26 protein-coding genes, 1 tRNA gene and 1 riboswitch are annotated in these 25,912 nt (G+C 60.7%); of the genes, 25 read left to right on the top strand and 2 right to left on the bottom strand.

Translation table 11 applies throughout. The annotated features are described in order from the left end of the window. The first annotated feature begins 117 nt into the window (after positions 1-117). The 3 genes from AC0L37_RS16390 (at position 118) to AC0L37_RS16380 (ending at position 3,247) form a co-directional block, all read left to right on the top strand. A complete protein-coding gene (locus AC0L37_RS16390) occupies positions 118-1,563 on the top strand; it encodes an FAD-dependent oxidoreductase (RefSeq protein WP_282222616.1) in 1,446 nt (481 codons plus the stop codon). A gap of 54 nt (positions 1,564-1,617) precedes the next feature. After that, positions 1,618-3,048 (top strand): sensor histidine kinase, encoded by a 1,431-nt coding sequence (locus AC0L37_RS16385; protein WP_269370501.1) that lies wholly within the window; start codon positions 1,618-1,620, stop codon positions 3,046-3,048. A 122-nt stretch (positions 3,049-3,170) separates the two neighbouring features. Next, positions 3,171-3,247: transfer RNA gene (locus tag AC0L37_RS16380), tRNA-Arg, on the top strand. 104 nt (positions 3,248-3,351) lie between these two features. On the opposite strand, the gene AC0L37_RS16375 is transcribed toward AC0L37_RS16380, so the two are convergent. Continuing rightward, positions 3,352-3,777, bottom strand: coding sequence for a MerR family transcriptional regulator (locus AC0L37_RS16375; RefSeq protein ID WP_282222617.1), 426 nt, complete (start codon positions 3,775-3,777; stop codon positions 3,352-3,354). A 73-nt stretch (positions 3,778-3,850) separates the two neighbouring features. Here AC0L37_RS16375 and AC0L37_RS16370 point away from each other — a divergent pair, with 73 nt between their 5' ends. The 5 genes from AC0L37_RS16370 to merA all read left to right on the top strand — a co-directional run bounded on the left by AC0L37_RS16370 (position 3,851) and on the right by merA (position 7,881). Then, a complete protein-coding gene (locus AC0L37_RS16370) occupies positions 3,851-4,234 on the top strand; it encodes a mercuric transporter MerT family protein (protein ID WP_282222618.1) in 384 nt (127 codons plus the stop codon). An 18-nt stretch (positions 4,235-4,252) separates the two neighbouring features. Beyond that, a complete protein-coding gene (locus AC0L37_RS16365; RefSeq protein WP_282222619.1) occupies positions 4,253-4,564 on the top strand; it encodes a heavy-metal-associated domain-containing protein in 312 nt (103 codons plus the stop codon). Positions 4,565-4,639: 75 nt separating this feature from the next. Continuing rightward, on the top strand, positions 4,640-4,870 hold the full coding sequence (gene merF / locus AC0L37_RS16360) for a mercury resistance system transport protein MerF (protein ID WP_282222620.1): 231 nt from the start codon (positions 4,640-4,642) through the stop codon (positions 4,868-4,870). 68 nt (positions 4,871-4,938) lie between these two features. Continuing rightward, positions 4,939-6,294: a dihydrolipoyl dehydrogenase family protein gene (locus AC0L37_RS16355; protein ID WP_282222621.1), complete on the top strand. Its 1,356-nt coding sequence runs from the start codon at positions 4,939-4,941 to the stop codon at positions 6,292-6,294. Between the two features lie 138 nt (positions 6,295-6,432). Further along, positions 6,433-7,881, top strand: coding sequence for a mercury(II) reductase (merA, locus tag AC0L37_RS16350; RefSeq protein WP_282222622.1), 1,449 nt, complete (start codon positions 6,433-6,435; stop codon positions 7,879-7,881). A 227-nt stretch (positions 7,882-8,108) separates the two neighbouring features. On the opposite strand, the gene AC0L37_RS16345 is transcribed toward merA, so the two are convergent. After that, complete coding sequence (locus tag AC0L37_RS16345; protein WP_282222623.1) at positions 8,109-8,819, bottom strand: flavodoxin family protein; 711 nt, start codon at positions 8,817-8,819, stop codon at positions 8,109-8,111. A gap of 356 nt (positions 8,820-9,175) precedes the next feature. Then, positions 9,176-9,325, top strand: a riboswitch (FMN riboswitch). On the opposite strand from AC0L37_RS16345, the gene AC0L37_RS16340 reads away from it, so the two are divergent. The 17 genes from AC0L37_RS16340 to AC0L37_RS16260 all read left to right on the top strand — a co-directional run bounded on the left by AC0L37_RS16340 (position 9,324) and on the right by AC0L37_RS16260 (position 25,902). After that, positions 9,324-9,830, top strand: a complete 507-nt coding sequence (locus AC0L37_RS16340) for a hypothetical protein (RefSeq protein ID WP_473313393.1) — start codon at positions 9,324-9,326, stop codon at positions 9,828-9,830. It overlaps the preceding riboswitch by 2 nt. A gap of 110 nt (positions 9,831-9,940) precedes the next feature. Next, a complete protein-coding gene (locus tag AC0L37_RS16335; RefSeq protein ID WP_282222625.1) occupies positions 9,941-10,423 on the top strand; it encodes a RibD family protein in 483 nt (160 codons plus the stop codon). A 49-nt stretch (positions 10,424-10,472) separates the two neighbouring features. Beyond that, the gene (locus AC0L37_RS16330; RefSeq protein WP_473313386.1) at positions 10,473-11,051 is read left to right on the top strand and encodes a riboflavin synthase; all 579 of its coding nucleotides are present in this window, start codon (positions 10,473-10,475) and stop codon (positions 11,049-11,051) included. Next, the gene (gene ribB / locus AC0L37_RS16325; RefSeq protein ID WP_282222627.1) at positions 11,027-12,226 is read left to right on the top strand and encodes a 3,4-dihydroxy-2-butanone-4-phosphate synthase; all 1,200 of its coding nucleotides are present in this window, start codon (positions 11,027-11,029) and stop codon (positions 12,224-12,226) included. Before AC0L37_RS16330 ends, ribB begins: the two co-directional genes overlap by 25 nt. A 9-nt stretch (positions 12,227-12,235) precedes the next feature. Beyond that, complete coding sequence (gene ribH / locus AC0L37_RS16320) at positions 12,236-12,712, top strand: 6,7-dimethyl-8-ribityllumazine synthase (protein ID WP_282222628.1); 477 nt, start codon at positions 12,236-12,238, stop codon at positions 12,710-12,712. A gap of 534 nt (positions 12,713-13,246) precedes the next feature. Then, positions 13,247-14,491, top strand: a complete 1,245-nt coding sequence (locus tag AC0L37_RS16315; RefSeq protein ID WP_282222629.1) for an MFS transporter — start codon at positions 13,247-13,249, stop codon at positions 14,489-14,491. Beyond that, the gene (locus AC0L37_RS16310; RefSeq protein ID WP_282222630.1) at positions 14,476-15,636 is read left to right on the top strand and encodes a thiolase family protein; all 1,161 of its coding nucleotides are present in this window, start codon (positions 14,476-14,478) and stop codon (positions 15,634-15,636) included. Before AC0L37_RS16315 ends, AC0L37_RS16310 begins: the two co-directional genes overlap by 16 nt. Further along, complete coding sequence (locus AC0L37_RS16305; RefSeq protein ID WP_282222631.1) at positions 15,633-16,019, top strand: Zn-ribbon domain-containing OB-fold protein; 387 nt, start codon at positions 15,633-15,635, stop codon at positions 16,017-16,019. The genes AC0L37_RS16310 and AC0L37_RS16305 overlap by 4 nt, the downstream gene beginning before the upstream one ends. Next, the gene (locus AC0L37_RS16300; RefSeq protein ID WP_282222632.1) at positions 16,020-17,678 is read left to right on the top strand and encodes an AMP-binding protein; all 1,659 of its coding nucleotides are present in this window, start codon (positions 16,020-16,022) and stop codon (positions 17,676-17,678) included. A 49-nt stretch (positions 17,679-17,727) separates the two neighbouring features. Next, complete coding sequence (locus tag AC0L37_RS16295) at positions 17,728-18,567, top strand: sugar phosphate isomerase/epimerase family protein (RefSeq protein WP_282222633.1); 840 nt, start codon at positions 17,728-17,730, stop codon at positions 18,565-18,567. Then, positions 18,564-19,112 carry a DAK2 domain-containing protein gene (locus tag AC0L37_RS16290; protein WP_282222634.1) on the top strand — a complete coding sequence of 183 codons (549 nt, stop codon included), beginning with the start codon at positions 18,564-18,566 and terminating at the stop codon, positions 19,110-19,112. The genes AC0L37_RS16295 and AC0L37_RS16290 overlap by 4 nt, the downstream gene beginning before the upstream one ends. Beyond that, positions 19,109-20,140 carry a dihydroxyacetone kinase subunit DhaK gene (locus AC0L37_RS16285; protein WP_282222635.1) on the top strand — a complete coding sequence of 344 codons (1,032 nt, stop codon included), beginning with the start codon at positions 19,109-19,111 and terminating at the stop codon, positions 20,138-20,140. Before AC0L37_RS16290 ends, AC0L37_RS16285 begins: the two co-directional genes overlap by 4 nt. Next, positions 20,140-21,057 (top strand): tagatose 1,6-diphosphate aldolase, encoded by a 918-nt coding sequence (locus AC0L37_RS16280; RefSeq protein WP_282222636.1) that lies wholly within the window; start codon positions 20,140-20,142, stop codon positions 21,055-21,057. Before AC0L37_RS16285 ends, AC0L37_RS16280 begins: the two co-directional genes overlap by 1 nt. After that, on the top strand, positions 21,054-22,544 hold the full coding sequence (locus AC0L37_RS16275) for an aldehyde dehydrogenase family protein (protein ID WP_282222637.1): 1,491 nt from the start codon (positions 21,054-21,056) through the stop codon (positions 22,542-22,544). Before AC0L37_RS16280 ends, AC0L37_RS16275 begins: the two co-directional genes overlap by 4 nt. A gap of 30 nt (positions 22,545-22,574) precedes the next feature. Then, complete coding sequence (locus AC0L37_RS16270; protein WP_282222638.1) at positions 22,575-23,333, top strand: GntR family transcriptional regulator; 759 nt, start codon at positions 22,575-22,577, stop codon at positions 23,331-23,333. Then, positions 23,333-24,757 (top strand): L-fucose/L-arabinose isomerase family protein, encoded by a 1,425-nt coding sequence (locus AC0L37_RS16265; RefSeq protein ID WP_282222639.1) that lies wholly within the window; start codon positions 23,333-23,335, stop codon positions 24,755-24,757. The genes AC0L37_RS16270 and AC0L37_RS16265 overlap by 1 nt, the downstream gene beginning before the upstream one ends. An 89-nt stretch (positions 24,758-24,846) precedes the next feature. Continuing rightward, entirely contained in the window at positions 24,847-25,902 is a 1,056-nt protein-coding gene (locus AC0L37_RS16260; RefSeq protein WP_282222640.1) for an ABC transporter ATP-binding protein, read from the top strand. Positions 25,903-25,912 lie beyond the last annotated feature (10 nt).

The following is a 25,912-nucleotide window of genomic DNA, read 5'->3' as shown; positions in this document are numbered from 1 at the left end:
TGGCGTCTATAGGGAAAACTGGACCCCAAGTCAACGCGCCTAGCGACACTTCCCAGCCAGTCTTGCCCCGTTGTTTTCACATCCGGATCGCCCCATAAGACCTTTATAGAGCACTTCATGCCGTTGGCGGACATGGTCGATATACTCAAACCTGATCTCTGCATCATAGGTGCAGGCGCGCTTGGCATATCTCTGGCGATCGATGCGCGGGCGCGCAACCTCAGTGTCGTGCTGGTGCAAAGACCAGGCGATGAGCCCGGCAATACGGCGCGGGACGAGGCTGTCAGGGCAGCCTTTATGGCCAGTGCCGCGCGCGCTCACGCCATGCGTACCGCATCCGCGCTGGGACTCAAGGACACCGATCCCAAACCCAGTTTTCGCGCCATCGGCGAGCGCGCCAGCGCCATAGCTGACGCTGTTGCGCCCCAGACCGCGCCCGACCGTCTGGCCGCGCTGGGCGTTATCCTGCGCGATGAGCCCGCGGCGTTTTCTGATCGGCAGACCTTGCGGGTGGGCACCACGCTGGTTCGTGCTGGCCAGTTTGTGCTGGCCACCGGCAGCCACCCAACTACGCCGGATCTGCCCGGACACGACAAGGTCCAGAGCTTCAATCCCGACACCATTCTGGCCAATATGCGCAAGCTGAGCCATCTGGTGGTCATCGGTGGCGATGCCACGGCGCTCGAGCTGGCCCAGGCCTATCGCCGTCTCGGCTCGGATGTGACCGTCGTGCCCCATGGCCCCTTGCTGGAAGGCTTTGATCCCGAGCCTGTCGCGATTCTGCTGCGCAGCCTGCGTCAGGAGGGTGTGGCTATCCTCGATGGCGCCAGCGTCACCGCTATTCTGCCCCGCAGTCAGGGCACCGGCATTGCCATTGCCCATGCCGATGGCAGCCTCGACACGCTCGATGTTTCCCACGTTCTGTTGGCCTTCGGGCGCGTACCGGATCTCGATCCCGAATTGCTGGAGCAGGCCCGTCTCAAACGCGATCCTGCGCGTCCCGATTTCCTGCAGCTTTCCCCTCAAGGCCAGACATCCAATGGCCGGGTCACCGCCATCGGTGGCGCGGCTGGCATATATGATGCTCAGAGCGCCCTGCGACAGGCCGCTATCGTCCTGCAGCGGGCCACCGGCGCAGCCGCTGGCCGCATCAATCCGCTGCTGGTGCCGCACAGCGTCAATACCAGCCCCGCCATTGCCCAGATCGGCCTGGTCGAGACAGCCAATGGCCTGCGACCCGGTCAAATGGTGTTGCGCGCAAATGCCAGCGAAACCACGGCAGCCCGCGCTAGTGCTGATCTGCCGGGCAATACCAAGCTGATCACCACAAGCGATGGCACTATCCTGGGCGCTGCCATGATTGGCGCGCATAGCAGCGAAACTATCGCCATGCTCGCACTGGCGCTTGAGCGCGGCATGGGCGCGGCAGACCTGGCTGGCCTGCTGCTGCCACCAGCCAGCCCCGCCGCTCAACTGGTTGATCTGGGGCGCCAGTTCATCGCTCAGCATCGCCCCTCCGACTGGGCCCGACGCCGGGCAGCCCTGCGGCGTTTGCTCCCCTGAAATGCGCAGCCACGGGGCTTACGCACCGCTCAGCTTCGCCTATAGTATTGCCCGATGACAGCCAGAAGCAGCGCTTTGCCCAGCCGGTTTGCCGGCCTCTCGATCAAACTCATCGCCACTATCAGCGCGGTGATACTTCTGGTCGAAGTTGTGGTCTATCTGCCCTCGCTCGCCACCTACCGTGCCAACTGGCTCGATGACCGCCTGCGCGTGGGTGTTGTCGGGGCCCGGGTGCTCGATGCCGTACCCGATGTCATGGCCCTGCCGCGCAACCTGACCGACAGGCTGCTGACCTCGGCAGGTGCCTATGCCATTGTCTATCGCCGCGAGGGCCAGAGCCAGCTGATCGAGCTGGCCAATCCGGTAACCCCCGAAACCGTTGTTACCGCCGATATGCGCCAGCGCGATCTGCCCACCCTGATCATGGGTGCGCTCGACACCATGCTGGCCGGCCCCGGTCGCACGCTGCGCATTGTCGGTCCCGGCGACCTCGACCAGACCATGGTCGAGCTGTTGATGCCCGAGCGTCCCCTGCGTCAGGAGATGTTCGACTATTCCCGCCAGGTGGTCATTCTCTCGCTGGTACTGGCCATCCTGACAGCCATGGCGCTCTATCTGCTGGCCAGCTACCTGTTCATCCACCCGGTCCGGCGGCTGACCGAAAACATGCTTGCCTTCCGCCAGGCGCCCGAAAATGGCAGCCTGATCATCACCCCATCGGCACGGCGGGACGAGATCGGCATTGCCGAGCGCGAGCTCGCCGCCATGGAGCAGGACATTTTCACCCTGCTGCGCCAGCGGCGACATCTGGCCGATCTGGGGCTGGCGGTCGCCAAGATCAACCACGATCTGCGCAATACGCTGACCTCGGCCCAATTGCTCTCCGATCAGGTGGCCACGCTCGACGATCCCAAGGTGCAGCGTCTGGCGCCGCGTCTGGTCACCACGCTGGACCGCGCCATCGGTTTTGCCCAGTCCGTGCTCGATTATGGCCGTGAGACATCGGTCCCGCCCGTGCTTGCGCCCACCCCGATCAGACCCCTGGTGGACGAGGCGGCCTTTGACGCCCGGCTCTCGGGGCACCCTGCCATTACCTTTACCAATGCCATCCCCGACACCCTGGTGCTCAGTGTCGATAGCGGCCAGTTGGGCCGGGTGCTGCTCAACCTGCTCAAGAACGCTCGTGAAGCGCTCGAGGCGGCCGGTGCCAAGGTCAGCGACCCCGCGGTCACTCTGTCGCAGGTCACCAGTGATCAGGGCATCACCTTGTCGGTGGCCGATAACGGCCCCGGCTTGCCGCCGCGGGCGCGCGACAATCTGTTTGTGGCCTTTGAGGGCTCCGCGCGCGCCGGTGGCACGGGGCTGGGGCTGGCCATTGCCCGCGAAATCGCCGAGGCCCATGGCGGCCATCTCAGCTTTGTTGACCAGCCCGTCGGGACCCGCTTTGATCTGTTCCTGCCGCGCAGTTTGCTGGTGAAAAACTAGCGCGCAGAGAAAAACTGTCATCTGCGCTTGCCAAGCTCCAAACGCCCCTGTATGGGTTGCGCCGCTTCAGGCAGACAGGCGTTCTCGCCGTTTCCTGAAACCGCCGTGACAAACGGCCGTGCGCGCCCTTAGCTCAGCTGGATAGAGCACCAGACTACGAATCTGGGGGTCAGGAGTTCGAATCTCTTAGGGCGCGCCACTTCTGAACAAAACAACCGACAGAGTGTCCATCACGCTGGATAGAAGTTGGGGCAACGTCAGCATCTATGCCGGGGAACGGCATCAGGTTCGTCGTCGCGACGGTCAAACGCGCTCCAAAGCGTCCAACACGGCGCATTCCGGAACATCCGAGCCCGAGCATTGCGCTGCCGTGGTTGCCAGCACCGTCTCGATCCGCCGCAGGTCAGCGATCTTGGCGCGAACTTCGGCCAGATGAACTTCTGTCCTCTCCCTGACTTCTGCGCAGGTCCGCATGGCGCCGTCGCCCAGACCGAGCAGTCCGCGGACATCTTCAAGCGAAAAACCCAGCTCGCGCGCCCGCATTACGAACCTTAAACGCTGAACGTCTGGGGCACCGTAGACGCGGTGCCCTGCTTGGGTGCGGTCTGGATCCGGCAGAATACCAGCTTTCTCATAATAGCGGATGGTCTCAATGTTGCAGCCCGTGGCTGTAGCCAAATCTGCACGGCGCATGGCTTTGGACGTCACGGCACCGTGATGGGCTGACATGTCGGTTTCCCCTTGCATCTGTACCTACTACAGACCGTAGGGATGTTGCATGCGGCTGACAAGGAGCGTGCACATGACCGACATTCAAGACGAGCATAGGACCACGGACGCCCCTGATCGCAAGGGCTTGTTCGCGGCCCTTGGACTGACTGGCGCATTTCTCGCTTCTGCCTGCTGCATCGTGCCCCTCGCACTCGTTACGCTGGGAATTTCCGGGGCCTGGATCGGCAATTTGGTGGCCTTTGAACCCTACAAGCCGATCACATCGGGGATCGCAATTGCCTTCATCTCAGTGGGCTTTTGGCACGTCTATTTTCGCAAGCAGCCAGCCTGTGTCGACGACTCATACTGTGCGCGACCGCAATCCTCGCGCATCACCAAGGCGGTGCTGTGGGTGGCCGCCGTGCTGGTGCTCCTGTCGTTGACGGTCAACTGGTGGGCGCCACTATTTTACTGAATCAAAGGAGAAGTAATCATGAGAAGTACCGTCTTCCTGGCGCTTGGAATTTTGCTGTTTGGTGTCTCCGCAATCGCTCCCGCAACCTATGCGCAATCGATCAGCCAGACAGAGCTCGCTGAGGCCACCTTTTTTATTGAGAACATGACCTGTGCATTGTGCCCCGTAACGGTCAAGGCCGCGATGAGCGGTGTCGAAGGTGTGCAATCGGTCGAAGTGAATTTTGACGCGCGCACAGCACATGTTTCGTTTGATCCGGCGAAGACCGACATCGCGGCAATTGCACTGGCGTCTGAACAATCAGGCTACCCCGCAGCGGTTCAGGGTTAGGCCCGACGAGGAAATTCGGAGAGCGCGCTGCCAGCGCAGCTTTGTGACACCAGGCAATGAACAAGGGCGATATTCATGAATTCAAAGTCCGAGAAATCGAACAAGCAACTGCTCGGCCTTGGCCTGTTCGGCACGGTAATTCTGGCACTCTGCTGCTTCACACCGGTTCTGGTGATCCTTCTCGGTATTGTTGGGATGTCGGCGGTGCTGGGCTGGCTGGACTTTGTGCTGTTGCCCGCACTCGCGTTCTTCATCGGGTTGACGGTTTACGCTGTATGGCGCCGTCAGCAGCGCAAGAATTCCTGACGCGGGCCATGACCATGCAGGCTCGATAAACCGAGCCGCCATTTTTGTTTCAATAAAGGGAAACCCTCATGACTAAGGCATTTGACTTCGACCTGATCGTGATTGGAGCGGGAACCGGCGGCAATGGGGTGGCCAGGATGGCGGCGTCAGCGGGTTGGAAGGTCGCCAGTATCGACGAGTTGCCGTATGGCGGCACTTGCGCGCTGCGAGGGTGCGATCCCAAGAAGATGCTGATCGCTGTCACCGAAGGCGTGGAATGGGCGCAGAACATGTCGGGAAACGGCTTTGACGCCCGTCCATCAATTAACTGGCCCGAGATGATGGCGTTCAAACGCACCTTCACCGATGCAATGCCACAACGCATTGAGACAGGTTTCAAGAAGGCTGGCATCGCCACATTGCACGGGTCGGCGAGGTTCACGGGGTCTGACGCAATTGAGTTGAACGGCGAAACCTTGCGCGCCAAACATTTCCATATTGCGACCGGCGCCCGCCCGATGACCCTGAACATTCCTGGCGAAGGTCTTCTGACCACCAGCACGGAATTTCTCGACCTGCCCGAACGGCCCAACCGCGTTGTCTTCGTTGGTGGCGGGTTTATCGCGATGGAGTTTTCCCACATCGCCAAACGTGCGGGAGCCAGCGCAGTTACGGTTCTGGAAATGGCAAAGCGACCACTCGGACCGTTCGATCCTGATCTGGTTGAAATGCTGGTTGAGGCCTCGGTCGAGTTGGGCATCGACCTGCAGACAGAGGCAAAGGTACTGAAGGTTGAAAAGCGCGAAGAGGAATTCGCCGTTGTCTTTGAAACGCCCTACGGCACCAAGACACAGACATGTGACCTGGTGGTCCATGCAACGGGACGCGTGCCCAATATTGATCACCTCAATTTGCCAGCGGCTGGAGTTGAGGCTGGACCGCGCGGAATTCAGGTAAATAGCGCGATGCGCACCACCAATCCTGCGATCTTCGCTGCCGGAGACTGCGCTGATAGCGGCCTGAATATCACCCCTGTATCAGCGTATGAGGCGCGCATTGCGGGCAAGAATTTGCTGGCAGGCAAGGACGAACGCACAGTGTCTTACCCACCTGTACCAAGCGTGGTGTTCACGCTACCGCCAGTCGCCACCGTTGGTTTGTCAGAATTCGCTGCAACAGAGCGCGGGTTAAAGTTCGACACGCATTTCGAGCGAACGCCGGGTTGGTATTCGTCTATGCGGGTTGGTGCGAAGCGATCAGCCTTCAAGGTTCTAGTTGAACAGGGTACAGGTCTGATCTTGGGCGCACATCTAATCGGGCCTGGAGCTGAAGAACAGATCAATCTTTTTGCAATGGCGATGGGTGCTGGCCTGACCGCCAATCAGATCAAAGCCATGATATTTGCCTATCCGAGCTACGCCTCGGACATAGGCTCCATGGTTTGATCTTCGAGACCATTGCCAATGATGGCAACCGCTTTTCCAGATCGGATGGGCTCTGACGCCGCTCCTGACCCCAGTCACCGCTGCGCGCGCGCATCTCAACACCAAATGCGCGGATACGCTCGCTGAAAGGACTTAGCTATGGACCAGCAGGTCGAGACGCACGATTGCTGCACCATTCCCAGTGTCGACAAAGACACCTTTGATATCGCTGTGATCGGAGCTGGTTCAGCGGGATTTTCGGCCTCGATAACGGCGGCAGAGGCAGGCAAGCGGGTGGCGCTCATCGGCCATGGGCTCATCGGCGGCACGTGTGTCAACGTTGGCTGCGTTCCCTCCAAGGCAATGATCCGTGCAGCCGAGGCAATTTACGGCGCACGGACAGCCATGCGGTTTCCTGGCGTGTCGGGCTCAGCACAAGTCGATGACTGGGGCGCACTTATGGCGGGAAAGGAGGCTTTGGTGGCAGGTCTACGCCAGAAGAAATATGCCGACCTGCTCCCCGGGTATGAAAACATCACCTATTTCGATGAGGGTGCTGCTGTGCTGGTAAAGGACGGCGTAAAAGTTGGCAATCGCCTGATCCAGGCACCCAGGATCATAATAGCCACTGGGGGGCGACCATCACTACCGAGCATTGCCGGCATTGCAGATGTTCCAACACTCGACAGCACCTCACTCCTGGAACTCGATACTTTACCCGACAGTCTGATATTTGTTGGCGGCGGCTACATTGGCGTCGAGCTGGCGCAAATGATGGCGCGTATGGGCGTGAAGGTGACGGTGGTCTGCCGTTCCCGCCTTCTGCCAGAGGTCGAGCCAGAGGTCTCCGAAGCGCTCGCACAAGTATTCGATGACGAGGATATCGCCGTGCGTAGCGGTGTGACTTACGATGGCTGCCGCGCTGATGGTGGTTCCGTAATTTTGAGCGTTACACAAAATGGCAGGCCGCTTGAGCTCAGTGCCGATCATCTGGTGGTTACTACAGGTCGCAGTCCAAATACTGACAGGCTGGGATTAGAAGCCATGGGCGTTGCAACTGACCGGCGCAGTGCGATCAAAGTCGGCGATGACATGCAGACCACGCGCCCCGGTGTCTACGCTGCAGGCGATGTGACTGACCGCGACCAGTTTGTCTACATGGCCGCTTATGGCGCAAAACTTGCCGCCAAGAACGCAATGGGCGGGACAGAACGCTATGACAATGCGGCGATGCCATGGGTCGTGTTCACCGATCCGCAGGTGGCGGGAGTGGGGCTAACCGAGAGCGGAGCGATCTCCGCAGGGCATGAGGTGAAAACCAGCGTGTTGACGTTCGACAATGTCCCACGCGCACTGGCGGCACGCGATACGCGTGGTGTCATCAAGCTTATAGCGGACGCAAATACCGACGGCTTGCTCGGTGGTGTAATCTTGGCGCCTGAGGGTTCAGACAGTATTCAGACCCTTGCGCTGGCTCTGAAGTTTGGCATGACAACCAAGGCACTCGGTGAAACGCTATTCCCTTACCTGACAACGGTTGAAGGCCTGAAACTCGCCGCGCAGACCTTTGACCGCGACGTTGCAAAACTGTCCTGCTGCGCGGGGTGAAGCGGCGCATTCCAGATGCCACCCAATCTACAGTATAGCACCCGTCAATTGCGCTCATAACGACACAAGACTTCCTGATGAAGAAAAGCCATGTCGGAGTAAGAAATGAGTCTTCGCCGATAGGCGGGCGATTCCTCCGACTATGAAGTAAGCTTGGTTATATCTACACTAAGGCGCTTGAGTTTGGCAGTCGCGATGGATCTGACCCAGGATATCGGCCGCACGTCCTAGGTACGGTATTCTGGATTCTCGTAATCGAAGCGCTGGCCCGCATTCCAGGCATTACGGTCATTGCCCTCGTTCGGATACCCACCCGCGACTTTGAGCATGCGGGCCAAGTGTATCAGATTCCAAGTCATGATCGTTGTATTGCGCTGCGTGAATTCATTGTCAAAACCGACTGGCTTACCGTCAACCTCATCACCATAGGAGGGGCCAGGGCCAGCTTCGCCGATCCAGCCGCAGTCCGCCTGAGGCGGAATAGTAATGCCGACGTGGCTCATGGCGTAGTGGATGGTCATTGCGCAGTGTTTGATACCGTCCTCATTGCCGGTAATAACGGCCCCGCCGACCTTGCCGTAGAAAATACTCTGCCCCTTGTCATTCAGGATGCCGGACATGGCATATAGCCGCTCGATCACCAGCCGGCAGATCGAGCTTTCTTCACCCAGCCAGATCGGCGTCCCCACGACGAGGATGTCCGCGGCGTCGATTTGCTTCCAAATATCGGGCCAGTCATCAATCTTGGCGCCGTGCTCTGTCATGTCGGGATAAATCCCAAACGCAATTTGTCGGGCTGCGGCGTGGATGTGGACCACGTCTACCGCATTCTTGCCCATAATGTTCTCAACGGCCTGCAACACAGACCCAGTGTGGGAGGCACCCGGCTCAGGCTTAAGGCTGCAATTGATCATCACGGCTTTGAGAGGCACGGACATCGCCATGATCCTTGGGGGCGTGTTATGAGGGTTCAGACACCCGACCGTTGCCGACGTCTTCTGACGACAACGCTCCATGCGCCCTAGCGTTGCGTCGTTGGCGCGAAAGACTGAACCGACTTCAGAAGCCCCGCACGATAGCGCAAGTCGATATTGTCGGGGTGGCGCCTGGATACCTATCCGCTGGACCCGGAGGTCTGCAGCAATTCGTTAGGCCGTTGGCGAGTTTTTGCGCCCCCGACGGTCGGGATGTTCGCCGCCATGGGAGGATTATCTTGCTTCAGCTAAACTGGACGTGACTTGCGTGAACCGGTTTTGCCGCCTATATCGCCGTCGTCAGACCAAACTGGTCTGACAGACGTTCTCAGGGCGGGGTGCAATTCCCCACCGGCGGTGTTTGCGCTTTGGCGCATCAGCCCGCGAGCGCTTGCTTCAATCGAGGCAAGGTCAGCAGACTCGGTTTGACTCCGAGGCCGACGGTATAGTCCGGATGGTAGAGAACACATGACAGGCGAACCACGTTTCCGCACTCCGGAGACGGGGAATTGCTGTCATTGCCCTGCGCTGCGTCTTTCTCTTGAGAAAGTGCGGGCCGGCATGCAGACGTCAAAAACCCAAGAACACTCAACACTGCCAGCAGGGGCAATCGCCTCGGCGTTTGCTCACGCGCTGGATCTGGCTCAGCAATGGCAAGGGGCGACCGCGCCCAATCCGCCCGTTGGCTGCGTCCTGCTCGGTGTTGACGGAGAAATATTGGCGGCGGCCGCACATCAGCGAGCGGGCCAGCCTCACGCTGAAGCGCTCGCTATTGCCCAGAGCCAATCAAATGGCAGCTTCGCCCGCATTCACACCATTATCGTCACCCTAGAGCCCTGCAACCATTCGGGCCGAACACCGCCCTGCGCGGGGCCCTCCTGCAAACGCCGGCCCACCATGTCTGGATCGGCGCGCGCGACCCCAATCCACGCGTTGCCGGCGGTGGCGCAGAGCATCTTCAACGCGCAGGGCTGACGGTACATGACCTGGCCGAACTTGAGACCGGGACGACCGAAGAACTTCATAGAAGGGCAGCCCGCCTGCTGGCGCCCTTTGTCAAACACACCCAAACCGGACTTCCCTGGGTGACGCTCAAGCAGGCGATCAGCCGCGAAGGCGGCATGGTCCCCCCAGCAGGGCAGAAAACATTCACGGGTCCCGCAGCGCTCGATCTCGCTCATCGCCGGCGCAAGCAGGCCGACGCCGTGTTGACGGGGTCGGGCACTGTCCTCGCCGATGCACCCGATTTCAGCGTCCGTCGTGTCTCCGATTTCCAGAACAAGCAGCGTCATCTGGTCATTCTTGACCGTCGTGCTCGCGTCGCGCCCGCCTATATCGCGGCCGCGCAGAGCCGCGGCTTCCTGGTGTCGATCGAGACCGACATCACCACTGCCCTGACGCGGCTGGGCGCAGCCGGATGTCTGGAGGTCTTGGTCGAGGCCGGGGCCGAGTTGACCCAGTCCATCCTGGCCGGAGGGCACTGGGATGAACACGTTCTGATCCGGCAGGCCGCAGATCCCGGCGCGAACGATCTGGTCACGATCCGCTACCGCTCCACGACAACCTAAAGTTGAGAGGAAACCGATGTTTTCTGGAATAGTTGAACGATTGGCCCCGGTGATCAGCATCACCCAGCGGGGACAGACCCGCGTGCTGGTGTTGCAGACCGGTTGGGATGACCTTGCGCTGGGGGAAAGCGTCGCGGTCAATGGCGTTTGCCTGACCGTCACCGACCTGACTACGGGGGGCGAGGCGACCTTCTTTGTCAGCCCCGAAACGACGGCGCGTACCAGCCTTGGCCGGATTGCGGTGGGCGGCAGCGTCAATCTTGAGCGTGCGGTGCGCCTGGAAACCAGGCTGTCGGGTCATCTGGTACAAGGTCACGTTGATGGCACTGCTCAACTGATCGCTGCCACCCCTGAGGACGGGGCGTTCAGACTGGAACTGGCACTGCCCGCAGAACTTGGCCGCTACTGCGTGCAAAAAGGCTCGATTGCATTGGACGGGATCAGTCTGACGCTCAATAGCGTCAGCGCCGCGGCAGACGGCAAAACCATTATCGGCATCACCATTATTCCCCATACGTGGAACCACACCAACTTGCACGCCACCGGACCGGGTGACGAAATCAATGTCGAGGTCGATATGATCGCCAAATATGTGGAGCGCCTATGTCAGCCCTATCCCAAGCCCTGAGCCAGCTTCGCCAGGGGGGAATGGTGATCCTGGTTGATGACGAAGACCGCGAAAACGAGGGGGATCTGATTGTTGCTGGGCAATTTGCGACTCCTGACGCTGTAAACTTCATGGCCACCTATGGGCGGGGCCTGATCTGTCTGGCGCTGAGTGGTCAGCAGGTCGACCGGCTGCAACTGTCGCCCATGACGAACAGCAATAAGGGCCGCCGGACAACGGCGTTCACGGTTTCGATCGAGGCGCATGCGGGCATAACCACCGGCATATCGGCGCATGATCGGTCGCGCACGATTTTGGCTGCTGTGAATCCCGAAGCCCGGTCCGGAGACATTGTCTCGCCGGGGCACGTCTTTCCGCTGCGCGCGGCAGAGGGTGGCGTTCTCGTGCGCAACGGTCATACCGAAGGCGGGGTCGACCTGATGCGTCTTGCTGGCTTGGAGCCGGCCGCCGCAATTTGCGAGATCATGCGGGATGACGGTGAGATGGCGCGACGCCCTGATCTGGAGCGCTTTGCCGCCAGACATGGTCTGCCCATACTGACGATTGCCGAACTTGTCGCCCATCGCTACCGGACCGAACAACTGGTCGAACAGGTGGCCGTCGCCGATCTGCCATCGTCCCTGTCGGGCGTTGCCGCGCGGGTCTATGCCTTTCGCAGTCTTCTTGATGGAGCGGAGCACCTTGCAGTGGTCAACGCACCAATTTCCGGCGTGCCGTTGGTCCGGGTGCATTCCGAATGCCTGACGGGCGATGCTTTGGGATCGCTGCGCTGCGATTGCGGCCCTCAATTGCAGCAATCGCAGCAAATGATCAGCGGCACCGGCGGTGTGCTGATCTATTTGCGCGGCCAGGAAGGCCGCGGCATTGGCCTAGCCAACAAGATCCGCGCCTATGCCCTGCAGGACAAGGGCCGCGACACCGTGCAAGCCAATACCGATCTCGGTTTTGCTCCCGATGCCCGCAACTACGCGATCGCCGCCCAGATCTTGCGGGCACTCGAGATCGACACGATCACGCTGTTGACCAACAATCCGGCCAAGGCCGAGGCGCTAGAGGCCAATGGTATCACCGTTCAGGCGCAACAGCCCCTGATTATTGCCTCGAACCGATTCAACCTGCGTTATCTCGATACCAAGCGTGAAAAATTCGGTCACGCGCTGACTCATCCTAGCTGAAAGTAACCCATGATCAATATTATCGCTTCCCAAGATAGCCGGATCGCCATCGTGGTGAGCCGTTTCAATCAAGATGTGACCGATGGCCTGCTCTGGGGTGCCAGGGCCTGCCTGGTCGAACATGGCATCGCGCTGGCCGAGACCGACGTATTGTCGGCGCCCGGTGCCTTTGAAATCCCGCTGATCGCACAAGCCCTGGCCAAGTCTGGCCAGTTCGACGGCGTGATTTGCCTGGGCTGCGTGATCAAGGGGGACACCGCCCATTTCGAATACATCAGCCAAGCGGCCAGCTCGGGCCTGATGGCGGCTTCCTTGTCCACCGGTGTGCCGCTCAGCTTTGGCATTCTGACAACCTACACCGATGAACAGGCCGCTGTGCGCAGTCGTGACGACGTTCACAACAAGGGGCGAGAGGCGGCTCTGGCCTGTCTGGAAGCGATCCACACCCTCGCAGCGATCAACCAGTTCTCTGGTGCGGCCCGATGACCGACTAGCCTCATGATCTGAAGCTCGGCGCGGCCGGTACCATCCCCACGTCGCCAGAACAGGAGCGGAGATCGGACTGCTACATCGACATGCTTTACGCCACCCGTCTAAACGCTCCGAACTGCCCCCGCCGTGCCTTATCCGGTAGCCCGAATTCGCCCAATCGCTGCTTCTCATGACAATATGCGAGTGCTTGGTTGTGCGGGGCAGAGAACCGACCGCGAACGACCGGAATGGGGACGGTTGTACCTTGGGGCGATTTTCTGCTGAACGGCGGCTATCGTCATTCAGGTCCTGACAGCTGCCGGTCCCCAACCGGCCCCATTCTTGCCATTGCCCGGATTCCGATAAACGGCTGAGTGGGGGCCGCAAGCGGGCCCGCGGCTTGTGAGAATAATCGATACCGTATCCGCCGTCTCATTCTCTGGTTCCGCGCCTACCAAGCCAACGGCCTCATGCTGGCGGGAAGTGCATGGTTGGTGCGGTCAGACATTTTGCATTTTTGTTTGAGCGCTAGGCCCCAAACTTATCCGGTTGTGGGAACTTGACATCACATTTGTCCTAATCAATAGATATGCATCAATGTTGGGGGCTGATGGCGTGTTGTGGGGGACGAAATTAGACGCGGTGACCCGGCACGGGGCGGCCCAGCTGTTGTTGTGGTCCGCATTCTACTACCAGCTTCCCGCCCTATTGCCCCATATGACAGGCGGTGAGCTGTCCTTCAGTGGTATCTCAGGTGCTGTCACCGCCGCGATCCTAGTCTGGGCCGTGCTCATCCCCGTGGCAGGGCGGTTGGTCGACCACGGCCATGGCGTTGTCATGATGCGCCTGGGCGGTGCTCTGGGTGTCGCCCTTCTGGTGCTGATGACCGTCGTGCCCTATGCGAGCGTGCCGCTGGTGATTGTGGCGTTGGGCGTGCCGATGGCCGCCACCCTCTATGACCCCTGTTTCGCGATCCTGTTGCGCACGACCGGACTGGATGCCAGTCGCGCCATAACCACAGTGACGCTGGTGGCGGGCCTTGCCACCTTGCTCAGTTTTCCGTTGGTCATGCTGATTGCCGCCGCATGGCCGTGGCAGGGCGTGGTGCTGGTCTTCGCAGCAATTGCAGCCCTTGGCGTTGCCAGTATCCCCGGTCAAGCCAATGCGCAGACGTCCGTCCTTTCCGCTCCGGCGTCGCCTGAGAAGCCGCCGCATCGCACCAGATTTGATGTAGCGCTGATTGCCGTGCCATTCGGGCTGGCCATGTTCACCCATGCGGCGCTGTTATTCTTGCTCCCACTGGCATTGCTGAAAGTCAGCAGTGACAACAGCTGGGCCCTCTATTTGCCCGCCATTCTGGGCCCTGCCCAGATTGCCGGGCGCTTGTTGTGGCGCCGCCTGGCGCCGCGAAGTCAGCCCAAGAGTGCGGCGAATGCCATGTTCGCCCTGTTGCTGTTGCCGCCGCTGATCTTGCTGGTGGCGCAATCGCACTGGATGGGGGTCTTGCTGGCGCTGCTAGTGCAAGGTGGGCTCTATGGCATCCACACCGTCTTGCGCCCGCTCGTTGCCGCTTCAGTGCTGCCGCTGTCCAGTCTGGGTCAGACACTTGGTTCGATAGCGACAATTGGTTTGCTGATGATGGCCGCCGCGCCCGCGCTTGGGGGCGTCATGATGCAGAATCTGGGCTATCAGGGGCTGATCGCATCGCTGTTGGCGGTCAATCTGACCGCGCTCGGTTTTGCGGTTTTCGGGCAGTTTGAATCGCATGGGAGAGCGAGATGGACCCAGTCATAATTGCTGGCGGTGCAATGACGCCGTTCAACCGACGCAAGGACGGCTCGTCCTGGCGCGACTGGGCCAGACAAGCCTTCGAGGCGGCATTGGCCGACGCCAATCTGGAGCGGCCGGACATTGATTCGCTGGTCGTGGCCAGCGAGAGCGACTTCTTCACCCTGCAACTGAACCCGGCCAGCGTGCTGGCCGATGATCTGGCGCTGTTTGGCAAGCCGGTGATGCGTGTCGAAGGTGGCGGTGCGTCGGGTCACCTCGCGGTGCAGGCGGCGGTGATGCAGGTGCTTTCCGGTCAGGCGGACCGTGTCGCGGTGCTTGGTGTCGAGGCGCTGGCAGCCCATCTGCCCGGCGCCACCGTGTCCACTCTCTACGGGCTGTCGTTCGACGCCTGGACGGACGGAATGACTGGCATCGATTCCACCGCGCTTTATGCCTTGGCCGCTCTGGCATTTCAGGAGCGAACCGGCGCCAGCGAAAGCGACTTCGCCGCAGTGGCCGTACGCAATCGGGACCATGCGCGCGACAATAAATTTGCGCATCTGCCACTCGAGATCAGCGTGCAGGATGTGCTGTCGTCGCCGATGATTTCTGCGCCGTATCACCGGCTGGACTGCTCGCCGCTGAGTGATGGCGCGGCCTGCCTCATTGTCGGGCGCGGCGTGGGTCTGCCACACGCTGGTCGCGATCGTGCCCGGCTGGTCGGCATGGGTGCCGCCAATGACCGCGTCCGTCTGGGCGAGCGGACTGACCCCGGATATTTCGGTGCCAAGCAGATTGCTGCGGCGCGCGCGATTGCCGCTGCCGGAGGGGCACTATCCGACATCGATATCGCCGAAGTCTATGACAGCTATTCTGGTGCGCAGTTACAGGCCATCGAAGCCCTTGGGCTGAGCGACCAGTTGCTCGCGGATGAACGCGCGGGACGCTTTGGCGCTCAGGGCAGTCTGCCGGTCAATCTCTCCGGTGGGCTGCTGGGGCAGGGCGCTCCGGTCGGCGCAACCGGAGTGGCGCAGGTGCTCACCATCGCCCGCCAGCTCGAGGGCCGTTATTGGGGACGCAAGCCTGCCCGGATACCCCGCCGGGGACTGGTCGACACCCATGGCGGTATCGCCACGCTGTGCGCCGTCAGTATTGTGGAGGCACCATGAAACGCCAGATGGTTTTGGACTACACTTTGGTCTTTGGCGCCTTGGCGCCCTATGCCGAGGCGGTACGGGCTGGCGAGGCGCTGGCCAGTGTCTGCCAGCACTGCGGCCACACCGCATTCCCCGCCCGCATCGTCTGTCCGCAATGCACCGGCAACGTCATCGCTTGGAAGAAGCTCTCGGGTCGCGCCCGGATTTTGCAGCGCACAGCGGGGCTGGAACAGACGTTTGCGCTGGTCCAGTTCGACGGCGCAGAGACCCGCTCAATCGTGCGGCTGCACGCAATTGATCCTCACCTGTCACACGGGCGGCTGATCGCCCCGCACGATGAACTCATTGGCTTGTGGCTCGGTGCTGATGCGCCTGACTCCGGAAAGGAAGACTAGATGCTGAACGACCTGAATACCGAGGAACTTGCCAAAATTGGTCTTGTGCGCGGCAAGACGGGCCTGTCGATCAGCGTTCCCGATGATGCCAACATCTATGCAATGACGGTGGGGGCGCAACTGGCCGCGGGCAAGGGCGAACGCCTTGCCATGATCTTTGAGCAGGCCGATGGCGTCACGCGCTGGACCTTCAACCAGATCGACCAGGCGGCGACCGCTTTGGCGGCGCATCTGCGCGGACTGGGCCTTGGGCGCGGCAGCCTCGTCGCGCTGCATACCGGCAATCGCCCGGAAACCGCGATCGCCCACATGGCGATCTGCAAGGTTGGTGGCACGGCAGTCACCCTGTCCCAGCTCTATGGCCCCGATGCCCTCAGCCATGCGCTCAATCACAGCGAAGCCAAATGCCTGCTGACCATCGAAAAGGCTTGGGCGCCGCTGCGCGACACAGCAACCGCAAACTTCACCCATATCGAACATGTGCTGGTAGCCGGCTCGGCAGGGCCCGAGGCAGATCTGACCGACATCCTGGCCGGTTCGGCGCCTGTCGATTTCGTGCCGGATCTGACCGGCGCCAATGACCCGGCCCTGCTGATGTATACCTCCGGGTCAACCGGCATGCCCAAGGGCATCCTGCATGGTCATCGGGTACTGGCTTCATACCGGCCCTCGATCAATCTGTTCTTCAACCTGACGCTTGAGGACGAGGATGCCGTGTATTTCTCACCGTCCGACTGGGCCTGGGTCGGCGGCTTGCTGGACATGCTGTTTCCCGCCTGGATGGCAGGCCGCCCGGTAGCGACGGCCGAGTCACGGTTCAAGGCCGATTGGGCCTATGATTTCATGGCGCGCCACAAGGTCACCCACACATTCCTGCCCCCGACCGCGATCAAGCGGCTGGCCGACACTGAAAACCCGCGCGGCAAGTATGACCTGTCACTGCGTGTCATTTGCACAGGCGGCGAGGCCTTGGCGGCTGAAACGCTGACCTGGGTGGGGCGTGAGCTGGGCGCCGTGTGCAACGAGTTCTACGGCATGACTGAGGTCAACCACCTGATCGGCAATTGTCAGGCCATGTACCCCCGTCGTCCCGGTTCGATGGGCGTTGCTTATCCGGGGCATGATGTCCGGCTGGTCGACGACAATGGTGTGGAAGTGGCGCGCGGCGAGGAGGGCGAGATCGTCACTCGGGCCGACGCCCCGACCCGCTATCTGGGTTATCTTAAGAATGCCGAGAAGGAATCTGAACTGCGTCTGGGCGAATGGATGCGGACCTATGATCTGGCCGTACGTGATGCCGATGGCTATTTCTGGTACAAGGGCCGCAGCGATGACCTGATCAAGTCATCAGGTTTCCGCATTGGCCCCGCCGAAATCGAGGAATGCCTGATCGGCCATCCTGCGATTGCTGAAGCCGCTGTTGTCGGTAAGCCCGACAAGGATCGCGGCAGCATCATCAAGGCCTTCGTGCAGCTGGCGCGTGGCTTTGAGCCCTCCGACGAACTCACCGAACAATTGCGCGACCATGTGCGCAGCCGGCTGGCGCCCTACAAGGCACCGCGCGAAATCGCCTATGTCGAGGGCTTCGACATGACGTCGTCGGGGAAAATCAACCGCAAGAAGCTCCGTTTAGCAGAAATCGACGCCCAAAAGCATTGACGTCACCAATTGGTACATACTAATCTGTAGTTATCAATTTGGAGGTCCCATGAAGTTCGGTATCCATGCAGGCCTTTGGCAGCGCGCCTGGAGTGACGATCCAGCCCCAATCATGCGGCAAGCCAAAAGTCTTGGCTTTGACGGGGTCGAGCTTTCCCTGCTCGGCGTCGGTTTGGCTGACGCGGCAGCGCTCCGGAAATTGTCTGGCGAGCTTGATCTGGCGTTGACCTGCTCGACAGGTCTGGGCGCTGGCGATGACCCTGGCTCGGCGGATCCCGAGCGTCGCGCTGCAGCGATTGCGACGCTGACCAATGCTGTGCGCACGGCGGGCGCAATGGGCGCGGGAAATCTCTCCGGAGTGGTCGCCAGTCCCTGGGGTTATTACGAGCCGACGCGCAAGGCCGAACGTGCGAAGTACGCCGCAGAATCCCTGGCCAAGCTTGACCCGATATTGCGTGAAGAGGGCATCGTTATGGGGATCGAGGCGCTCAACCGCTTCGAGTCTGACCTGACCAATACCGCCGCCGAGACGCAGGCGATTGCCGTTGCCATCGGCAGCCAGAATATTGGCGTTCTGCTCGACACATTTCACATGAACGTCGAAGAAAAATCACCGCCCGCGGCAATCGTCGCGACCGGTAAGTCACTGGTGCATTTTCACATTTCCGAGAACGATCGCGGCGTGCCGGGCTCCGGCCATTACGACTTCAAGACGACCGCGCAGGCGCTGAGCCAGATCGGTTACACCGGTTGGGTGATGGCCGAAATGTTCGTCACGGCGGGCAATCCCAATAGTGCGGACGTCAATATCTGGCGCAACATTGAAGCGGATCCGACCGAGGCAGCGCGAGCCACGCTGTCATTCATGCAAAGGATTTTTTCCCGATGACCGCGGCGCAACAGTATTTTACGCGGCTCCTGGCCAGCATCACCGCCCGCAAGGATCAGCTCAATGCGCTTGATGCGGCCTTGGGCGATGGCGATCACGGTACCACTATGGTCCGCGGGCTGACCAAGGCGGCACAGGCCGAGCCGGGTCTGGGTGCCAAGGCTTTCATGCGCGCCTCTGGCGGGGCGGCCGGGACGCTGTTCGGGCTGGTGCTCGTTGCCATCGAGCGGCACTTGGACTCCGGGGCAGATCTGGCGGCCGAGCTTGCGCTGGCCGAAGCGCGCATTTGCGATCTGGGCCAGGTCAAGCCGGGCGACAAGAGCATGATTGACGCGCTGACACCCGCTGTTGCGGCTCTGGAAAGCAGCGGTCTGGACGCCGCCATCGAAGCGGCGCGGCATGGGTGCGAGGCCACCATTGTGCTCGAGGCGCGCCGCGGACGCGCCCAATATGTCGAAGGCAAGGGCAGGGGCCATCAGGACCCTGGCGCGACATCGATCGTGATCTTGTTTGAAGTTCTGCGCGAAACCCAGGAAAACCTATGACCAAGCTCTTCAACAGCCAGGAGACGATGGTCGACGATATGATCGACGGCTTTGTTTCCGCGTTTCCCCAGGTCAAACGGGGGCAAATCGATCCGCGTGTCGTCGTGCGCAGCCGGGCACGTAAGGACCCCGACCGGAAGGTCACCGTGCTGATCGGCAATGGATCGGGCCACGAGCCAATCGCCATGGGATTTGTCGGTCAGGGCCTGCTCGACGCCAATGTGGTTGGCGACGTCTTTGCCGCTCCTTCGGCCGATCTCATTCTGGACGGTATTCGCGAAGTGAACGGGACAGCCGGTACGCTGCTGTTGATCTCGCAGCACTCCGGCGACGTGATCAATGGCCGTGCCGCAATCATGCTCGCTGACGACGAGAAGCTGAACGCCCGGGCGCTGCTGATGTATGACGATGTCGCCTCGGCGCCGCCAGAACGGCGGCAGGATCGGCGCGGCGCGCCCGGCACCATGTTTATCTACAAGATCGTCGGCGCCGCCGCTGAAGCTGGGCTGGACCTTGATGGCCTGATGGCGCTGGGCGAAGCGGTGCGTGATCGCACGGTGAGCCTTTCGGCGGCCATCTCTCCTGGTATCTCGCCATTGACCGGCAAGCCCATGTTCAAATTGCCGGAAGGCGAAATCTTCATCGGCATGGGCGTGCATGGTGAGCCTGGTGCAGGCCGCATGCCGCATGGGCCGGTCGACAGACTGGTCGAGACCATCGTCGACAAGCTGCTGCAGGATCGCCCCATCGCTGCGGGCGGACGCGCCGCCGTCATCATCAATGGCATGGGCGGCACCACCCTGATGGAGCTCTACACCATCTGGAACGAGACGAGCAAAGCGCTGGCCGCGCGCGGGATCACCGCGATTGCGCCAATGGTAGGAAGCTTTGTCACCACCCAGGAAATGGGTGGCTTCTCCATCTCGCTACTCGAGCCAACTGAACAGATGCTGGACTACTGGTGTGAACCCTCCGACAGCCCGGCCTTCCCCAAAGTTTCACTGCTGACCCAGGAGGCACTGTCGTGATGCCCGCTCCTTTCAAATCCCAAGAGCTCATCCACGGCGTGGCCGTTGATCAAGGCAGTGGTCTGGCGGCGGCAATTGCCGCAGCTCGTGGCGCTGATGCACGCGATGATGACCTCAAGACCTTCAAGCGGATCGTTGTGGAAACGGCAAGTCCCCTGGCGACGACCCTGCTGGTCGACTCCAATTACGGACCCCAATTGCTCCCACACATGGCGTCATCCTGCATTCCGATGCTGGCGTTTGAAGCCGATGTTTATCACATCGCTGATGAGGATCGGATCACCCGCTTGCCAGATGATCTGAGCGTGGAACAGTTTCCCGCTCTTGGCGCACCAGTACTCAAATTCTTCCTGTATTACGGTCCAAACGATCCTGCCGAACTGAACCAGCGTAAGTTCGATCTGGTACGCTCAATCGGTGACCGATGTCGCGCACAGGGCACTACCTTCCTGTTCGAACCCATCGTCTATGATCGCGCTATATCGGATGTCACATCGACGGAATTCGCGCTGCTCAAGCCCAGCCTCGTGCGCCGGGCCGTCGAGGATTTCGTCAATCCTGATTACAAGATCGACATTCTCAAGATCGAAATTCCGGTCACCCTGGATTTCGTCGAGGACTTCGGAACGGCAGCAATGAGCCGCCGTGACGCCGAAGCGGCAATAGTGGATGTTTCCAATGCCGCTGGTGACATGCCGTTCCTCTATCTGAGCGCTGGCGTCACATTCGAGCGCTTTATCGAGGGCCTGTCGTTCTGTAAATCCAGCTCGGGCAAGGCGGCCGGCTTCATGTGTGGGCGGGCCCTGTGGAGTGATGCCATCGGCGTTTTTGGCGCTGATGGCGGCAGCGCCATGGCCAAGTGGATGGAAACAACAGGCCGTGACCGGCTGGCCCGCATGGGCGAGGCCATTGCATGACCTTGCTGGCCCTTAACCCGGACGTTTCAGCCTTTCTGAACGCGGTTCAGGGACTGCGCATTGGTGCCGAACAGGTGCAGGCACGCCAAACCATCACCGTGCTGAACCCATCCACCGAGGAGCGGTTGGCGCAGGTGGCCTGCGGCGAAGCTGACCATATCGATGCTGCCGTTGACGCGGCACGCTTGGCGCTCTCAGGTCCCTGGGGCACCATGTCCAGCCATGACCGCGGGGTGCTGATCTGGCGGCTGGCCGATGCGATTGAAGCGCGCAAGGACATCTTCGGACAGCTCGATGCGCTGGATAACGGCAAGCCGTTCACCAAGGCCCGCGATGTGGATGCTGTCTATTCCGCTCGCCATTTCCGCTATTTTGCCGGCTGGGCCAGCAAGATTGAAGGGCGCACCATTCCGGTTTCCGATCCCGGGCGGTTCAACTACACCCGCGTCGAGCCTGTAGGCGTCTGCGGCCTTATTACACCTTGGAACTATCCCACTTTGATGGTGGCCTGGAAGCTGGCGCCTGCACTGGCTGCCGGCAACACTATTGTCCTCAAGCCTGCCGAACAGACGCCGCTCAGTGCGCTTTATCTGGCCGATCTCGCCCTGGAAGTCGGGTTCCCGCCGGGAGTGCTCAATGTCGTGCCGGGTCTGGGTGCTGGCGCTGGTGCGGCTCTGGCGAGCCATAAAGGGGTCGACAAGATCGGCTTTACCGGCTCGACCGAGACCGGTCGACGGATCGTTGCGGCGTCGACAGGCAATCTCAAGAAGGTTTCGCTCGAACTGGGTGGCAAGGCCGCAAATATCATTTTTCCCGACGCCGATATCGAAACGGCAATCGAGGGGTCGTTCTGGGCGCTGTTCGGCAATAACGGGCAATCGTGCACTGCCGGTGCCCGTCTGTTTGTACACTCGTCCATCCGCGAGCAGGTCGTTGCCGGTCTGGTCAAGCGCGCCAAGGCGCTTTCGGTTGGTCCCGGCATGGACGCCCAGCAGCATGATCTGGGCCCCATCATCTCCCAGCAACAGATGGACAAGGTCTTGTCCTATGTCTGCCAGGGCCAGGCAGACGGCGCGCAATGTGTTGCCGGCGGCGAGCGTATTCGCAATGCCGGGTATTTCGTTGCGCCGACCGTCCTCGATGGGGTGACAGACACCATGTCTGTTGCCCGCGAGGAGATCTTTGGACCCGTCCTGGCCGTTCTTTCGTTTGACGATGAAGCCGAAGTTCTGCAGCGCGCCAACAGTACTGAATTTGGTCTGGCCGCCGGTCTGTGGACCAATGACCTGTCACGTGCCCACCGCATGGCGGCTCGGCTGCAGGCCGGTACGATCTGGGTCAATACCTGGGGCGATACCGATGCGGCGTCGCCCTTTGGCGGCATGAAGCAAAGTGGCTACGGCCGCGAAATGGGCCAGGAAGCCATCGCGCTTTACTCACAGACCAAGAGCGTATGGCTTGGTCTCAGGGAATCTGATTTGATCTAATCAATTTGTTTCTTTTGAAAGGGTGATCAGGTGGAAAGCAAGTCGGTTCCAAAATATCAGGCCGTGCATGACGAGGTGCTGAACAGGCTCGATACTGGCATGTACTCGGTGGGCACGCGCTTGCCCACGGAAGACGCGCTCGCCAAGTCGTTTGACGTCAGCCGGGTCACGGTGCGCAAGGCGCTCGATATGCTGGTGCAGTCCGGCTACGTCACCGCGCGCCAGGGCAGCGGCTACGTCGTTTCGACGCTGTCGCCTCCATCCTCGACCTGTTTGGTGTCGTTCACCGACCAGGTGATAGGCGAGGGGCGGATACCCGGTGCCAAGCTCTTGGGCATTGACGCCCCGGCTAAATCGGTACCGCCAGAAGTTGCTGCCTTGTTTGACGGTGAACTGACATTGATCCGTCGTCTGCGCACTGTCGATGGCGCGCCGGTCATGCTGGTGCGCACCTGGGTGCCAAGCCATCTCGTGCCCGACATTTCCGCCGCTGACCTGCCCGAAACCGGTCAGAACCAGTCGATCCTGCGCATTCTGGGGCGTCGCTTCAAGATGCAGTGGACCCGCGCCTGCGAGGTTATCAGTTCACTGATCGCGGACGCCGAAGTTGCCGAATTGCTGGCCGTGCAGCCCAATGCGCCTATTCTTTCACAGGCCTGTACGGCATTTGACGAAGACCAGAAGCCGGTCTTTTACGACCAGGTCTTCCGGCAGTCGCCCATCACCTACAATCTCGACAAGTCAGCCCCAATACGAACAGCCGGAAACTCGGCGGGAACCTCTGTGTAATGACCTTTACCATCGGCCTGATCAAAGCATCGTTGCCCAGCTATTTTCCGGAAAAGCATGGTGTCTTTGAACAGGCCGAATCCGCGCTGGGTCGCCTGGTAGCGGAAGAGGGCGCACAACTGGTTGTTGCGCCGGATGTGCCGATGGATGCATCGCAGGCGCGGCAGGCCATGGATGCGGTTCTCGCACAGGGTGCCGATTTCGTCATCCTGCTGCATGGTGGCTTCACCATGGGTGACGTGGCTCGGGTCCTGGCGAGCTATGATGTGCCTTTGGGATTCTGGGCAACGCCCGAACCCAGTCATGAAGGCGACATCCAGCTCAACAATTTCGTCTCGCTGAATATGAGCATGTCGATTGCCCGCGGTGTCCGCGATCTGCAGGCGTCGCCAGTCCGCTGGTACTTTGGGGCGCCCGATGACGCGGCGCTACAGGGTGTGTTGCGACAGACAATCCAGGCGCTGGGCATGTGCACAGCGCTGCGCGGCTCGCGGATCGGCGTCGTTGGCGGTCTGGCACCGACCTTTTACAATATGGCAGTGCGGGAAGAAGAGCTGTTCAAGCGGCTCGGCGTCGAAGTCGAGCATGTCGACATGCACCAACTCACCCAGGCGATGACCGGTTTTGCCGGCGATGCCGTCGCGCGGGAACTGACCGCAATGGCAGCAGCAGCCGATGTGGATGGCGTATCAGATGCGCAGATGAATCTGACCGCGCGCATGGTTCTGGCACTGCGCGAACTGGCAAAGGCCAATCGCTATGATGCCCTTGCGGTTTCCGACTGGCCGGCGCTGCAGCAGGATCCCGGCTTTCATCCGGGTGCCGCTTTCAGCTGGCTGGAAGAACACGATCAAATCCCCGTCGCCTCGGAAGGCGATGTCATGGGTGCGGTAACCCAGCTTGCGGTCAAGGCCATGACCGGGCAGGTCGGTTGCCTGCTCGACATGACCTCCCCGCAGCTCGCCGAGGACCGTATCCTGATGTGGCATGGTGGTGGTGGCCCGCTCTATCTGGCAGACGGACGGGCCCGATGGATCAACCATCCAATGATCGGACGCGGCACCGAGCAGGGGCCGATCTATGGCGCCATCGCAGACTATTGTTTTGCGCTGGGTCCGGTGACCGTGCTTCGAATTGGGCGTAGCGGTGCGAGCCGGTTCAGCTTTGAAGCCCAGGTCATCAAGGCGCCGGAATCCGGCTTCACCGGGTGCAGAGGCTGGGTCTCCGGTTTTGCCGAGAACGGCGAAACGCGCAGCGCCCACGACATTGTCGGCGCCGTGCTCGACCATGGCGTAGAGCACCATTTTGTCCTGGTTTCTGGGCATTGGGATCAGGTTCTTGCAGAATTTGGCGAGTGGTCAAACCTCGTCACTCTGGACATCGCCAAGCGGGAAAGAAACATCGGCCTTTCTCCGCGCCAATAGGGCGTTTGGAGTTGACAGGACAGAATTTTCCGCATTAATTTGTAGTATCGAATTGGATACAACCAATTCACTCTTAGGGGAGGGCGCGCGTGACCGAAGTTCGGCTCAATGCGGTTCAAAAACGATTTGGTGCCTTCACGGCAATCGAGTCCATTGATCTCGATATCAAGTCCGGAGAGCTGGTTGCTCTGCTGGGTCCCTCCGGCTGTGGCAAGACGACAACGCTGCGCATGATCGCCGGGTTGGAAGCGCCGACCAGCGGCGAGGTGCTGTTTGACGGCAAGGACGTATCTGACGTTGCCGTGCAGAAGCGCAATGTCGGCATGGTCTTTCAGCGCTATGCGCTGTTCCCCCACATGACAGTCGAAAAGAACGTCACGTTTGGTCTGGACGTGCGTGGCCTGCCCAAGCAGGAAATCAACGAGCGGCTCGAGGAAATTCTCGACGTCGTGCAGCTCAATCAGTTTCGTAAACGCTTCCCGGCGCAGCTCTCCGGCGGCCAGATGCAGCGCGTTGCCATCGCACGCACGCTGATCACCAAGCCATCCGTTCTGATGATGGATGAACCGCTGGCAAATCTGGACACCAAGCTGCGCGGCGAGATGCGACGCTTCATCCGCGAACTACAGAAGCGTCTGGGCATTACCACAATCTTCGTAACTCACGATCAGGTCGAAGCCATGGAGCTGGCGGATCGGGTGGCGGTGATCTTCAACGGCAAGCTCGCCCAGTTTGGCGCGCCGCAGGAGCTCTATCAGCAGCCCAATTCTACTGAAGTTGCCGACTTTATGGGGGCCAGCAACATTTTCAGCGCCAGGCTCCTGGCGGCTAATCGGGCAGAAGCCTCCTTCGGCATCATTGAGATCACCCCGCAAGCGGGGCTCACCACTGGTGCCGATGTGCATGTGATGCTGCGCAGCGAAGGCATCGATCTCTACCCACAGGCTGAGGCGCCGCAGGGCACCCAAAACTTGATCTCCGGCCAGATCAAAGCGCGCGAGTTCTTCGGTGCGTCGGTCCAGTATGTCGTCAGTGCCGGTGGCGCGGACATAACCGTCGCCGAACAATCCCGTCGCCTGCTCGATGTTGGCCAGCCAGTTGTTCTCTCGGTCCAGCCGGACCGGGTGTGGACCATCGCCCGTTAGAAAAGCGAAC

Source organism: Devosia sp. J2-20 (genome assembly GCF_055808475.1).
This window is presented reverse-complemented; position numbering and strand designations above follow the sequence as displayed.